The organism is Dyadobacter sp. 32 (genome assembly GCF_902506755.1).
GTDB lineage: Bacteria > Bacteroidota > Bacteroidia > Cytophagales > Spirosomataceae > Dyadobacter.
In genome coordinates this window covers 1,885,594-1,899,382 of sequence record NZ_LR735258.1, presented here as the reverse complement: position 1 = coordinate 1,899,382, position 13,789 = coordinate 1,885,594, and the positions used below count along the sequence as shown (strand labels likewise).

11 protein-coding genes are annotated in these 13,789 nt (G+C 49.3%); all 11 read left to right on the top strand.

Annotation, left to right across the window (positions count from 1 at the left end):
* Window position 1: 1 nt before the first annotated feature.
* The 11 genes from DYADSP32_RS07655 (at window position 2) to DYADSP32_RS07605 (ending at window position 13,737) form a co-directional block, all read left to right on the top strand.
* A complete protein-coding gene (locus DYADSP32_RS07655) occupies window positions 2-1,057 on the top strand; it encodes a hypothetical protein (RefSeq protein WP_149243284.1) in 1,056 nt (351 codons plus the stop codon).
* Window positions 1,058-1,096: 39 nt separating this feature from the next.
* A complete protein-coding gene (locus DYADSP32_RS07650) occupies window positions 1,097-2,353 on the top strand; it encodes an MFS transporter (RefSeq protein ID WP_414617604.1) in 1,257 nt (418 codons plus the stop codon).
* Entirely contained in the window at window positions 2,350-3,468 is a 1,119-nt protein-coding gene (locus DYADSP32_RS07645; RefSeq protein WP_149243285.1) for a sialidase family protein, read from the top strand. The genes DYADSP32_RS07650 and DYADSP32_RS07645 overlap by 4 nt, the downstream gene beginning before the upstream one ends.
* Window positions 3,469-3,549: 81 nt before the next feature.
* Entirely contained in the window at window positions 3,550-4,713 is a 1,164-nt protein-coding gene (locus tag DYADSP32_RS07640) for a sialidase family protein (protein ID WP_149243286.1), read from the top strand.
* 54 nt (window positions 4,714-4,767) lie between these two features.
* The gene (locus tag DYADSP32_RS07635) at window positions 4,768-5,697 is read left to right on the top strand and encodes a dihydrodipicolinate synthase family protein (RefSeq protein WP_149243287.1); all 930 of its coding nucleotides are present in this window, start codon (window positions 4,768-4,770) and stop codon (window positions 5,695-5,697) included.
* 59 nt (window positions 5,698-5,756) lie between these two features.
* Window positions 5,757-6,971 (top strand): sialidase family protein, encoded by a 1,215-nt coding sequence (locus DYADSP32_RS07630; protein ID WP_149243288.1) that lies wholly within the window; start codon window positions 5,757-5,759, stop codon window positions 6,969-6,971.
* Window positions 6,972-7,064: 93 nt separating this feature from the next.
* On the top strand, window positions 7,065-7,760 hold the full coding sequence (locus DYADSP32_RS07625) for a GDSL-type esterase/lipase family protein (RefSeq protein ID WP_149243289.1): 696 nt from the start codon (window positions 7,065-7,067) through the stop codon (window positions 7,758-7,760).
* Between the two features lie 46 nt (window positions 7,761-7,806).
* Entirely contained in the window at window positions 7,807-8,595 is a 789-nt protein-coding gene (locus DYADSP32_RS07620) for an SDR family oxidoreductase (RefSeq protein ID WP_149243290.1), read from the top strand.
* A 40-nt stretch (window positions 8,596-8,635) separates the two neighbouring features.
* Window positions 8,636-9,826 (top strand): sialidase family protein, encoded by a 1,191-nt coding sequence (locus tag DYADSP32_RS07615; protein WP_414617603.1) that lies wholly within the window; start codon window positions 8,636-8,638, stop codon window positions 9,824-9,826.
* 46 nt (window positions 9,827-9,872) lie between these two features.
* The gene (locus tag DYADSP32_RS07610; protein ID WP_414617602.1) at window positions 9,873-11,357 is read left to right on the top strand and encodes a sodium:solute symporter family transporter; all 1,485 of its coding nucleotides are present in this window, start codon (window positions 9,873-9,875) and stop codon (window positions 11,355-11,357) included.
* Between the two features lie 40 nt (window positions 11,358-11,397).
* Window positions 11,398-13,737, top strand: coding sequence for an aminotransferase class III-fold pyridoxal phosphate-dependent enzyme (locus DYADSP32_RS07605; RefSeq protein ID WP_149243292.1), 2,340 nt, complete (start codon window positions 11,398-11,400; stop codon window positions 13,735-13,737).
* Window positions 13,738-13,789: the final 52 nt, after the last annotated feature.

Sequence of the window (13,789 nt, the reverse complement as noted above, 5' to 3'; positions counted from 1 at the left end):
CATGTTGAATTTCAAATATTGTATCCTCGCCTTTCTTCTTTCAGGGTTTTCTCTGGCTAAAGCGGAAACCGGGTTTGCCGGTGATTCGATCACCATCACAAAAGTCTGGGACAAGGAAAAACATAACGCATTTCCCGATCTTGTTCAGTTTAAAGACTACTTCTACATCACTTTCAGAGAAGGAGCCAATCATGTTGGCAATGAGAATAATGGAAAAGTAAGGATCGTCAGATCGAAAAACAAAAAGGACTGGGAAACGGTGGCCCTGTTTGACATGGACGCAGAGGATGTGAGAGAGGCCCGGTTATCGTTGAGGCCCGATGGAACCATGATGGCGATTGTAGCGGCTGGCATTTTCAAAGATGGCAAATACCTTACACTGGCCCCTTATTATTCATTGTCGGATAGGTCAGGCGCTAATTTTTCGAAACCCGAAAAGACCACTTTCGGTAAGGACATCACCCCTACACTGGACTGGATCTGGCGTATTACCTGGCATAAAGGCACTGGCTATGGCATCATGTACACCGCCGATTACAAGACTGTCGATGGTAAAAGGGTCAGAACCATGTTTGCGCAGCTGTTGAGCACCAAGGATGGTAAACACTATGAAAAAGTACCGGGTATCGCCATCGATGGAAGTCCGAATGAGTCAACCGTGCGGTTCGACAGCAAGGACAAAATGTACATTCTGGTGAGAAGGGAAACGGATGATCAGATGGGTGTGCTGGCCGTAAGCGACTTTCCTTACAAAACGTGGCAGTATCACAAAATGAGTGTAAGACTCGGAGGTCCTAATTTTCAATTCCTGGGAAAGGACAGGCTGATCATCGGCACCCGGTTTCATGAAGGTACCTTGGCTTCAACAGCCCTGCATGTTACCGATCTTCAGGGCAAAGTCCTTAGGACAATCAAACTTCCCAGCAGCGGTGATAATAGCTATCCCGGATTGATCCTGGACAAGAAGCAGCTTTGGGTGTCCTATTATTCGAGTCATGAAGGAAAGAGTATGGTTTACCTCGCCGCGGTGCCCTTGGGGAGATTTAAAACAGATTGATTTCCCTTAAGTGTTGTTTAAAACTTAGATACCCTTACCATGACGGAAACAAGAGCATTGAAAGCGGATGATGTATTGCCATCGGGCGCCTGGATGGTTGTGGGGCTGCTTTGTGTGGTAGGCTGCCTGAACTATCTCGATCGCACGATGATCACGACCATGCGGACATCCATTGTTCAGGCCATGCCCATGACAGATGCCCAGTTTGGCCTTTTGACCTCCGTTTTTTTATGGGTTTATGGCTTACTCAGCCCATTTGCCGGCTTTCTTGCGGACCATTTTAACCGCAGCCGGGTTATCATTGTCAGTCTGTTCATCTGGTCAGCCGTTACCTGGCTTACCGCTTACGTTACAACGTTCGAACAGTTACTGGCCACACGGGTACTCATGGGGATCAGCGAAGCGTGTTATATTCCAGCTGCACTGGCCCTCATTGTTGATTATCACAAAGGCCCCAGCAAATCCCTGGCCTCGGGCATTCACATAGCCGGGATCATGGTAGGCCAAAGTCTTGGTTTTGTCGGTGGATGGATAGCGGAAAAGCATACCTGGAACACAGCCTTCAGCGTATTTGGAGCTTTTGGCGTAGCATACGCGTTCATACTTTTGATCCTGCTTAAAGACGCACCAAAAACAGTGCGTAGTATTTCTCAATCCATAGAACCCAAAGTTAATTTTTTTGAAGCTGTAAAGAGCCTGTTCAGGGAGCGATCGTTTGTACTACTTGCTATTTTTTGGGCCTTTCTGGGTATCATAGGCTGGATGGTCGCCGGGTGGATCCCCACTTATTATCAGGAGCATTTTAAGCTTTCACAGGGAATGGCGGGATTGTACGCCACAGGTTACTTATACCCTGCATCGATCGTTGGGGTTATCCTGGGTGGCTTTCTTGCCGATCGCTGGGGACGGAAGAATGCCGATGCCCAGATATACATTCCCGTGATTGGCCTGTGCATCGCAGCTCCGTGTATATTTATTGCCAGTTATACCAACGTTCTGCCATTAGCCATTGCCATGTTTATGGTTTACGGGCTCACCCGTATGTTCTGCGATGCCAATATTATGCCTATCCTTTGTCTGAGTGCTGACCCTCGTTACAGGGCTACAGGTTACGGGGTACTTAATTTGTTTGCCTGTATCATCGGTGGTGCCAGTGTTTATGCCGGAGGCGTTTTGCGTGATATGCAAGTAGACCTGGGGCATATTTTTCAATCGGCAGCAGTTCTGATGATTCTTTGTGTAGGGCTGCTGTATTGGATCAAAAAGGACACAGCAGATAAAGCGAAGACCATATGAAAATCATCGGTAAAGGCACGATCCCGAAGTCAGCGGATAATATTAATCTGCGGAGCAATACTTTTCCCTGTATAGAAAAGTTACCGTCCGGGCGATGGCTGGCTGGTTTTAAGGCAGCGGAGATCAAAGGGGACTGCCACTTTCAGCACGCGGTAATGAGCTGGTCGGATGATCAGGGGCAAACCTGGATCGAGCCCTTTGAACCTGTAAAACTTCCGGATATCGGTCACGTTCCGGGTTTGAGCCGCATACTGTATTTTCTGTCACTTGGCGGCACACGTGTGATGATGCTCTCCAACTGGATGGATGCATCGGATATGTCATTGCCTTACTATAATCCGGAAAATGAGAGCCTAAAAGACACGCGCATCTTTATCAGTATATCGGAAGACGACGGAGCGACGTGGTCTGCTCCCGAATTAATGGAAATTCCTGGAGCTGATGGTCCCGTGCCCCTTACAGGCCCGCCGTTAAAACTGGCAGACGGCACCCTGATATGTCAGTTTGAGGTTAATAAATACGATTGGGACCAAACCCCGTGGTTACACAGGTCTGCATTTGTTTTCTCTTACGATGGGGGCAAAACCTGGAAGGACATGGTGAATGTTACCGCCGAAAAGGATATGTATTACTGGGATCAGCGACCTGCCGTCTTATCTGATGGCAATTCCGTGATTGATTTTTTCTGGACATTGGATGGGAAAAAAGAAACGTATATCAACATCCACGCCCGCCATAGCACGGACGGCGGGAAAACATGGGGCGATCTTTACGATACCGGCATTTACGGCCAGCCCGGCCAGCCAGCCGACCTCGGTGACGGTCGCATGGCCACCATCAGTATTGACCGTACTTCGTCTCCGGTAATCACGGTCAGGACAACCCGTGATTTGGGACGAACTTATGATGAAGCACTTGTGATTTACGAAAGAAAAAATATTGAGCAACAAGACAGCCGCCAGGTCAGTATGAACGATGCCTGGGCCGAAATGGCAGCCTTTTCAGTAGGGCATCCGGGATTATTAAAACTCAGTGACAACGAAGTCCTGGCCTACTATTATGCCGGGGACCATACGGATGAAACCAGTATAGAATTCGTCAGGATTGAAATATAAGCTTAAATAGAGCAACTATGGAGCCAACGGCCAATCTAGCCGCTAACAGCTTTTCCAAACCACTATTCCTAAACCACGATCATGATGTTAAAAAATGCATTTTCAACCTTGGTACTGTCGATTTGCCTTGCCGGGTCTTTTTCACTGATGGCACGTTCGATACAAGAGACTACATCCGCTGATTCGGCGAAGCACATGCTCATTTCAAAAGGAGGCGACGCGGGTGATTATCAGGCATTTCCGGATGCGTGCCGCCTGAAAAACGGTGACATCGTTGCCGTGTTTTATGCTGGTGACGAGCATGTTACCCCGCAAAGCGAAAAGTATCCGAAGGCAGGGCGCATTTGTCTGGTCCGCTCGAAAGACGAAGGGCGTACCTGGAGCAAACCCGTTACGATTTATGATGACGCGGACGACAACCGCGACGCTCATATTGCGCAGCTAAGCAGTGGCATGGTGGTCATAAGCTTTTTTTCGCTTCGTTACCCCAGTTTTGGTTCAAGAGAATACAAGATGCTGGGAAGTCCTCAGTTGCTGTGGTCTAAGGACAACGGTAAAACCTGGGACAAAAATGCCACGTTGCTGGAAACAGGAGATATAGATTGGCTCTCATCTGCGCAGGTACGTGAAATGCCGGATGGTACCACAATTTTACCGGTGTACCACCAGGAAGGAAAGGGCGGATTGAAGGCCTGGGGTGGTGTCATGTTGTCCAAAGACAAGGGCAAAACCTGGGGACCGGTGATTACCATTGGAGAAAAGGCCAATCTGCCACTTGCTGCAGAAACGGATGTGGTTTTACTAAAGGATGGCACATTGTATGCGGCACTGCGTGCGCAACAGGAGGTACACATGCATTATGCCACCAGTAAGGACATGGGGAAAACCTGGTCTGATGTACAGGATATTGGTTTCCGGGGGCATTCGCCTTCATTCACCAGATTGAAATCAGGAGAAATTCTGCTCACAACCAGGGCTTTCAGAGATGCACCTTCTAAAAAGGGTTACACCGGTTTGCGGATCAGCAGGGACGAAGCGAAAACCTGGGAAGGGCCTTATCTGGTTGATGAGACCCTGGGCGCTTATCCCTCTACGGTTGAACTGAAGGACGGCTCGGTACTGGTGGTATATTATGAGGAGGGCAAAGGAAGCGGGATCCGTGCCTACCGGTTTAGGGTGCCCGAAAAACCCTCAAATGCTATTTTTCCTGAACCCAAATCACTAACCATTCTGAATGGGAAATAGTGGACACGTGCCGGCTACGGGATCAGATATAACAGTTTTTTAATTGAAGACTTTATGGATACACTTTCGGTAGAAAATTTGAAAGGAACGTGGTGTACGTTGCTGCTGCCCATTCAGGCCGACAATCGTATCGATTTCGGAAGTCTGGAAAATCAGCTTGATATCCTTTGTGATGCTGAAATCAGCGGTGTTTATTCCAATGGAACCGCAGGAGAGTTTTTCAACCAGACCGAGTCGGAGTTTGACCGGATCAGCCTGATGCTTGCGGAAAAGTGTATAAAAGCCAAAATTCCGTTTCAGATTGGAGCCAGTCACACGAGTCCGCTTATATCTCTGGAGCGAATCAGGAGATCGGCCGCTTTGAAACCGGGAGCTTTCCAGGTTATTTTGCCCGACTGGATTGCGGCGAATCAGCAGGAGCAACTGACATTTCTGGAAGGGATGGCAGCAGAAGCGGCCCCTGTCCCCATGGTGCTGTACCACGTCGGTCATGCTAAAACAGTCCTGAAACCAGCTGATTTTCACCGGTTGGCTCTGGCTATTCCTGCACTGATCGGAATAAAAGTCGGAGCAGGTGGGCCGGAATGGTATTCCGAAATGCGACAGATCCATCCGGATCTTTCCGTTTTTGTGCCGGGTCATCGACTCGCTACGGGTGTGCGTGAGGGCGTAGCGGCAGGAGCTTATTCCAATATGGCCTGTATAAATCCTCAGGCCGCTCATCGTTGGTATCAACAGATGCAGACCGATCTGGCCGGTGCACTGGAGCTCGAGAGCCGGATTGCCCGGTTTTTTGAACAATGTATTTTTCCATTTCATTTTTCAGGTTATTCCGATATGGCGCTGGATAAATTTCTTGCTGTGGTTGGTGGCATGGTACCGGCTGGCACCCGAGTGCGGTGGCCTTATCAGTCCATTGATCCCAAGGAGGTTGCCGGCGTGCAGAAAATAGGTCGGGACTTAATCCCGGAGTTTTTCAGGTGAGTCAGCGTATCCGCCAACAACTTAAATTATTTATTAAGTCAAATTTTCCTTAATTCCTTATGATTAAAACTAATAAAATACTCGGTTGTGGACTGTTTTCTTTGTTGGTTACCAGTGGGTTACCGGAGGTGCAGGCGAGGCCAGTTTTTCCTTCTGACCATAAGATCTTTGCCGTTGACAGCGTTCCTGGTGTCCGGAAGATCGAGGACATAATCATTTATCAGGACGCCAAATTTCATTCCGCATTTCCCTCGGTGATCAGGAAAAAAAACGGGGAATTTGTTCTGGCTTTCCGTCGAGCGCCTAATCGTAAGGTTTTTGGTGAAAAAGGTACCAGCCATGTCGATCCCAACAGCTATCTCGTAGCTGTGAAATCCAAAGATGGTAAAACCTGGACAAAGGAACCGGAGCTCATCTACGCGCATACCTTTGGCGGATCGCAGGATCCGTGCCTGCTTCAACTGAAGGACGGCACATTGCTTTGTGCGAGTTATGGCTGGGCCTTTGTTCGTCCGGATGGTATGGACAATTTGAAAAAGCCCTACTTTCTGGCCGGTGGAGCCGTTTTTCTGGGAGGCTATGTGATGAGGTCTACAGATGGCGCCAAGTCTTGGCAAGGGCCCCTGTATCCGCCGCATATTGCACCGGAAATTAATCATACTGCTATGGGTGACATGGTTCCGGCCTACAACCGCGGTGCCATGTACGAAGGTAAGGATGGTCGAATTTTTTGGGTAGTGGCGGCGTCGGATCAGGAAATGCCCAAGAAAACCTCCAACCATTTACTGATCTCGTCCGATAAAGGATTGACCTGGAAATACTCGGCGCCGGTGGCGGTGGATGAAAAAGTTTCATTCAATGAAGCTTCTGTTTACGAAACACCCAAAGGAGACATTGTCGCGTTTTTGAGAACTGCCGGATTGGACGATCAGGCATGTATTGCCAGGTCGAAAGATGGAGGAAAAACCTTTTCATGGGAGAAAATGGGTTTTCAGGGGCACCCGCTGCAGGCGCTTCGCCTGCCCGATAACCGTGTTTTGGTCTCCTATGGTTATCGCCATAAACCGTTGGGGATCCGCGCCCGTATCCTGAATGCCGAATGTACTGATTTTGCCACGGCCCCTGAAATTGTACTGCGTACGGACGGTGGTACTACGGATCTTGGCTATCCCTGGGCCGTGCAGCTCGACAAAAACAAAGTATTGGTAAGTTACTATTATAATGTACCAGGTGGGCCGCAGCACATTGCCGGTACGATCCTGGAAATTAAATAAGAGGAGTGCCTGACGTCCGAACGATGACAGACTGCAGACCATTAACTGTAGATTAGGCAAGATTGCACCTATAATCGTCATAATAAAATAACTATGAAAAGAGGTCATCTCTGCACTCCGCTATTTTTACTGTTGATTATTGGGGTGTCGCTGCGGGATGCAGTGGCTCAGCAGGTTACCTGGGACAGTACCGCCCGGCCCGATGTTTATGCGCCGCGCGTGGCATTGATGAAAACGTTCAGGCATTCCAAAAAGGACATCGTTTTTCTGGGTAACAGCATCACATTCTGGGCCGAATGGCAGGCATTATTGGAGAACCGGCATGCCAAAAACAGAGGAATCCCCGGCGATACGAGTTACGGCGTTCTGGAAAGACTGGATGAGGTAACCGGTGGTAAACCCGCCAAGGTTTTTCTGATGATCGGGATCAATGATCTGGCCCGGAATACGCCCGCAAGTGTACTCCTTACCAATTTCGAACGGATCGTTTCGCGGATAAAGGCGGAGTCGCCGGCTACTGAAATCTATCTGCAAAGCATGTTGCCGGTCAACGAATCGTTCAACAAATTGCCCGCTCACACCAGCAAACATGCACTGATCCGGGAAGTGAACTCCGGATTGGAAAAGCTCGCTGCAGTGGAAAGCGTAACCTATATTGATCTGTACCGACACTTTGCCGATGCCGAGGCCAAACTGAAAAGGGAATTTACCTGGGATGGCGTTCATCTCACGGCTGAAGGTTACGCCAAATGGAGTGAAATATTAAAGCAGGGTAAATTTTTAAAATAAGGCTGTTTTTAATGACAGTATGTATGATCCAACCATTTTTTTGCCAATGACAAATCCAATCAACGATTTCCTGAATCTGAAAGACAAACACATATGGGTTTTTGGCGGGGCGGGATACCTCGGTCAGGCAATAGTAACCTTGCTCGACAAACTAGGTGCAAAGGTGCTTTGCGTGGACCTGGATGACCGAGCCGAAAGTTTTATCAAAAAAGAGGGATTGAAGCATGTCTCTTTTGCCTCACTGGATATCAGAGATACGGTTGCGGCTGAACAATTTGTGAAAGATCATGTAGAAAAACAGGGCGTTCCGCACGGCTATGTGAATCTCACTACGGCTACCACAGCGAAGAAAATGGACGCGCTCACGGCCGACGACTTTGACATGGTGAACCATGGTGGTTTAACGTCCACTTTTATGCTAACCCGAGCAATCGGACGGGAAATGGCATTAGCGAACCGCGGAAGTATTGTGCTGTTTTCGAGCATGTACGGTTCTGTATCCCCGTATCCGGAGGTTTATCTCGAACCGATGACTAAAAACCCCATTGAATATGGAGTAGGTAAGGCCGGTATTATCCAGATGACGCGTTACCTGGCCGTGCATTGGGGTAAATCTAATGTGCGCTGCAACTGTATATCGCCTGGTCCTTTCCCTAATCCCGATGTACAAAATAACCACCCGGCCTTTGTAGAAAGACTGTCCGGTAAATCCCCTTTGGGCAGAGTAGGGCAATCGGCCGAGATAGCAGGCTCCGTTGCTTTTCTGTTGTCCGGTGCTTCCTCCTACATTACGGGTCATGACCTGGCGGTAGATGGTGGCTGGACAGTCTGGTAAGCTTTTAAATTTCTGAACACTATTCCTAAACCCTTATTCCATGCAATTACGTACATTTTATCATCTGGCGTGTGCCACGGCCTTCATGGTCTTTTTTCGCTATCCTGTTTCAGCCCGCCCGTTTGTAACCGATAGTGCAAAAGGTGTCCGAAAGATCCAGGACGTGATGATCTATCAGGATCCTCAGTTTCATGCCGCCTTTCCATCGGTTGTCAGGCTTAAGAACGGAGAGTTTTACGTTGCCTTTCGCCGAGCCCCGAACCGTAAGATATTCGGGGAAAAGGGTACGAGCCACGTAGATGCCAATAGCTATCTGGTCGCTGTAAGATCCAAAGATGGCAAAACCTGGACAAAGGATCCAGAGCTGATTTATGCCCATCCATTTGGTGGTTCACAGGATCCATGCCTGCTACAGTTGCGTGACGGAAGCTTGCTTTGTGCCAGTTATGGCTGGGCTTTCGTACGGCCGGATGGTTTCCCCAATTTGAAAAAACCATATGTCGAGAATGGAACTTCTGTTTTCCTTGGCGGCTATCTTGTAAAATCCAAAGACGATGCTAAATCCTGGCAAGGGCCGTTGTACCCGCCACGCATTCCCCAGGAAATTCTTTATACAGCCATGGGCGACCCGGTGCCGGCTTATAACCGGGGTGCACTGTGGGAGGCAAAGGACGGCAGGATATTGTGGGTGGTGGCCAATACCGATCGCGAAACGCCCAACAAAACTTCGAATCACCTGATTGTTTCTGAAGATAAAGGACTCACCTGGAAGTATTCAGCCGCAGTAGCTGTCGATGACAAGATATCATTCAACGAAACATCCGTTTATGAAACACCAAAAGGTGATATTGTAGCCTTTATGAGAACAGAGGACAACGACGATCAGGCATGCATAGCCCGCTCTACAGATGGGGGAAAAACATTCAAACCCTGGCAGAAAATGGGATTTCAGGGACATCCGCTTCAGGCACTCAGGTTGTCCGATAACCGGGTATTACTAAGCTATGGTTACCGGCACAAACCATTGGGTATACGTGCGCGCATCCTTAACGCAGAATGTACGGATTTTGCCACAGCACCCGAAATAGTGTTGCGAACCGACGGAGGCACCGGGGATCTGGGGTATCCGTGGGCCGTACAGCTGGATAAAAATCGGGTATTGGTAACCTATTATTTCAATCTTCCCGGAGGTATGCAGCACATTGCAGGAAGCATTCTGGAGATTGATTGATCAGGCATAAAAGCAAAACATGGTTCAGGTAATATTCCTATCGGCAATGCCCCGACTCACGGTTCTGGACTGGATCGTGATTGTTGCCTATGGATTTCTGATGCTGTCTGTAGGATGGTATTATTCACGTAGAAATAAAACGCAGGAAGACTACATTTTCGGGGGGCGGACTATGAATCCGACTTCGGTGGGCATATCCTTGTTTGCAACCCTCTTGAGTACACTTAGTTACCTGTCGTACCCGGGCGAAATGATCAAGCATGGCCCGGCCATTTTTTCGGGAATGGTCGCCTACCCGCTCATTTATTACGTGGCAGGCTGGTGGCTCATACCACACATCATGAAAATGAAGGTAACCAGTGCTTATGAGATTCTCGAAAAAAAGCTGGGGCTCAGTGTAAGGATGCTGGCCACATGCATGTTCCTGGCACTGAGGTTCCTCTGGATGGCCACCATCGTTTATGTGACTGTAAATATTGCTTTGCTTTCGGTCATCGATATCAATCCTTATTACACGCCCTTGATTGGCCTCCTCCTGATGCTGGTGACGATTATCTACACCTCCATGGGTGGGCTCAGGGCGGTAATACTCACGGACGTTATTCAAACGGGAATCTTTCTGGGTGGTGCGGTACTGAGTATTGTCATCATTTGTATGGATCTGGACTCCTTCGAAGCGATGTTTCCAACGACCTGGCCTGCCCATTGGGATACACCCAAGCTCGGGTTCGACGCAATGGAGCGTAGCTCGGTGGGTAACGCGGCGCTGGTGATTTTTACCTGGTACGTATGCACCACCGGCTCTGATCAGATGGCCATTCAACGCTATTTGTCCACGAAAGACATTCAGGCTGCCCGGAAGACTTTACGGGTTTCTTTCTTTTCAAGCATGCTGTCCGACACGATGCTGGCACTGCTGGGTCTGGCTATGCTGGCATTTTATGTGAAGAATCAGCAATACCTTTTACCTGGACAAACCATCCGGGAACAGGCAGATACACTTTTCCCGAGATTTATCATGATTGGATTACCTTCGGGTTTATCGGGGCTGGTGATTTCCGGCTTGCTGGCTGCGGCCATGTCCAGTATGTCTTCGGGGTTGAACAGCGTTTCCTCGGTCATTGCGGAAGATATTCTGAAACGCTTCAGAAATGAGGCTACAACACCTCCCGATCCCCTGAAACTCGTGAAAACGCTATCTTACCTTGTGGGAGGTATGGTCATTCTGCTGAGCCTTTTCGTATCAAATGTGCCGGGTAATCTTTTTGAAGTAATCATGAAAGTGGTTAACCTGTTTGTAGCGCCTTTGTTCGTGTTGTTCTTCATGGCCCTATTCGTTCCTTTTGCCACAGAGAGAGCCACGTTCGTTGCAGGTGTTCTGGCGGTGGGTGCAGCCGTAGCGATTGCTTTTTATGGGGTTTTTGGCATAACGATACTCTGGATGATGCCATGTTCGCTTGTTGCAGGCGTATTGGCCGGACTGATTCTGAGTTATTTGGACAGGCTTATCGACCGCCGGATCTGCCGGTGAAACAACTATAAAATCTTTTTCTAATTTTTGCCGGTATCCTATGAAATATACCAATCTGCTTACGAATGTGGATCAATCTTTAATAAAAAAGAGGTTGTCTGATTTTGTGCCTGATGAAATTTACGATATCCATACGCATCCCTACCACCCGGCGCATTTTCCGCCGGGCACATGGGATTTTCTTAAAGATCAGGGCATACTGGGCTGTAACGAACACCGCTTAGCCTTGCAGCAATACATGCCATCGAAAACAATCCATGGTTTGTATTTCGGGATGCCAAATAAAAAGGCGGATCTCCAGGAAATGAACGGCTGGGTGTATGAGGAGGTACTAATGAATGGCACATCCCTCAGCAGGTCACTCAGGGTTGTATCTCCTCAAGATGATCGGAAGCATGTGGCGGAAAGTTTAAGGACAGGTCAGTTCATCGGATTAAAAGTATATCATTGTTATGCAGCCCGACCTGATACCATGAACGCCTCACTGACCGCGTATGCGCCGGAATGGATGTGGGAAGTTCTGGATGAAAACAAGGGGGTGCTTTTGCTCCATATCGTTCGCGACGGCGCCATGGATGATCCGGATAATCAGAAGGAAATCCGGCGTCTTTGCAGCGCCTATCCGCATGTGCGCCTGATTCTTGCGCACGTGGCCAGGAGCTTCAATTACAGAAATGCAAGAAGCGGCCTCTATTCCCTTGTCGATCTGGACAACGTGGTTGTGGATACATCAGCAGTCACGGAATCTGAGTCCTTTGCGGCGGCACTGAAAATTTTGGGTCCCAGGCGTGTCGTCTGGGGTTCGGACTTTGCAGTGAGCGAAGCCCGCGGACGTTGTGTTACGACCGGTGAATATTTTTACTGGCTTCATCCCGAGACCATTGCGTCCGGACACACGCCTGCCACCACCAATGAAATGACATTGATTGGGATAGAATCACTGCTGGCGCTTCGGGAAGCATGCGATGACGCCGGCATGACGCGATCAGATATGCAGGACATCTTTTTGGATAATGCGTTAAGGTTGCTTGGACCGCATCTTCCCCAGTCTGTAGCACCTCTTTCTGATAACGGCCCGGAACGTTGGAAAGAGGCCAGAGAAGTAATATCCGGAGGTACAGGTCTGCTTTCCAAAAGAGCGGAAATGTTTGATGAAACACAATGGCCAGCCTATTTTTCCAAAGCCATTGGCTGTGAGGTATGGGATATGACCGGGAAAAGATACATCGATTTTGCCGGCGGCATTGGGGCAGTCCTGCTTGGCTACGCCGATCCCGACGTCAATGCTGCCGTACACAGGCGCGTTTCCCAGGGAAGTTACTGTTCGCTGGTGAATCCCCAGGAGGTCGAACTGGCCAGAGAACTGCTTGCCCTACACCCCTGGGCCGGAAAAGTTCGTTATGCCCGGGGAGGTGGTGAAGCCATGACCATGGCTGTCCGTATTGCCAGGGCTGCAACCGGTCGGAGTGGCGTGGCATTTTGCGGTTACCATGGCTGGCACGACTGGTATCTTGCGGCAAACCTGGGTGAACAGGATGCCCTGGACGGCCATTTGCTACCCGGACTACCACCCATTGGCGTTCCCCGCGAATTAAAAGGTACATCGGTGCCCTTCCGGTATAACGACGTGAAATCGCTGGAAGATGCTCTGGAAGCCTTGGGCAATAACCTCGCTGCCGTGGTGATGGAACCCATGCGCTCACAATTTCCTCAGGATGACTTTGTAGCCCGTGTGGCTGCACGCTGCCGCGAACAAGGCGCCGTTTTTGTCGTGGATGAGGTTTCCAGTGGTTTACGTTATGGGTTTCCCGGCGCACTTTCAGGCATGAACGTGGAACCAGACCTCGTGGTGTACGCAAAGGCTATGAGCAACGGGTTTCCATTTGGAACGGTTATAGGGCGGGAAGAAATAATGGATGCTGCCGGGGCCAGTTTTATTTCATCCAGCTACTGGACCGACGGCGTGGGCACTGCAGCTGCCTTGGCCGTTATTCAAAAAATGAAACGCCTTCCTGTGCAGAGGATGGTTTGGGAGAAGGGAGTAGCGTTTAAGGAGAATTTAGTCACGATTGCCGCGAAATACCCGGCCTGCCAGCTGGCCGTAGGAGGCATGCCTGTAACACCCACGCTGGCCTTTCAGCAGGAAGGCTCTTCCTTAGCGATGAAAAAGATTTTTATCCAGAAAATGCTGAGCAGAGGCTTCCTGGTTTCCACATCCATGTATCTGATGTACGCCCATGAGCAAAGGCATATCGACCTGTTCCTGGCTGCATTGGATTCTGTTTTAAAGGAAATGGAGCAGGAGCTCAATGCGGGCAGTTACGATGCACTGGCGCGTGAGCAGGGTGGCAGTCAGGCAGGTTTTGCCAGGCTGGCTTAGCGTAGAAGCGTTCGGAGAAACGTCAGCGGTTCGGTGTAATAATTTTATAATC

Excerpts from the sequence above, each read along its gene's own strand:
- DYADSP32_RS07615 (WP_414617603.1), top strand. The coding sequence starts at position 8,636 with ATGCAATTACGTACATTTTATCATCTGGCGTGTGCCACGGCCTTCATG.
- DYADSP32_RS07620 (WP_149243290.1), top strand. The coding sequence starts at position 7,807 with ATGACAAATCCAATCAACGATTTCCTGAATCTGAAAGACAAACACATA.
- DYADSP32_RS07625 (WP_149243289.1), top strand. The coding sequence starts at position 7,065 with ATGAAAAGAGGTCATCTCTGCACTCCGCTATTTTTACTGTTGATTATT.
- DYADSP32_RS07650 (WP_414617604.1), top strand. The coding sequence starts at position 1,097 with ATGACGGAAACAAGAGCATTGAAAGCGGATGATGTATTGCCATCGGGC.
- DYADSP32_RS07605 (WP_149243292.1), top strand. The coding sequence starts at position 11,398 with ATGAAATATACCAATCTGCTTACGAATGTGGATCAATCTTTAATAAAA.
- DYADSP32_RS07635 (WP_149243287.1), top strand. The coding sequence starts at position 4,768 with ATGGATACACTTTCGGTAGAAAATTTGAAAGGAACGTGGTGTACGTTG.
- DYADSP32_RS07630 (WP_149243288.1), top strand. The coding sequence starts at position 5,757 with ATGATTAAAACTAATAAAATACTCGGTTGTGGACTGTTTTCTTTGTTG.
- DYADSP32_RS07640 (WP_149243286.1), top strand. The coding sequence starts at position 3,550 with ATGATGTTAAAAAATGCATTTTCAACCTTGGTACTGTCGATTTGCCTT.
- DYADSP32_RS07610 (WP_414617602.1), top strand. The coding sequence starts at position 9,873 with ATGCCCCGACTCACGGTTCTGGACTGGATCGTGATTGTTGCCTATGGA.
- DYADSP32_RS07645 (WP_149243285.1), top strand. The coding sequence starts at position 2,350 with ATGAAAATCATCGGTAAAGGCACGATCCCGAAGTCAGCGGATAATATT.
- DYADSP32_RS07655 (WP_149243284.1), top strand. The coding sequence starts at position 2 with ATGTTGAATTTCAAATATTGTATCCTCGCCTTTCTTCTTTCAGGGTTT.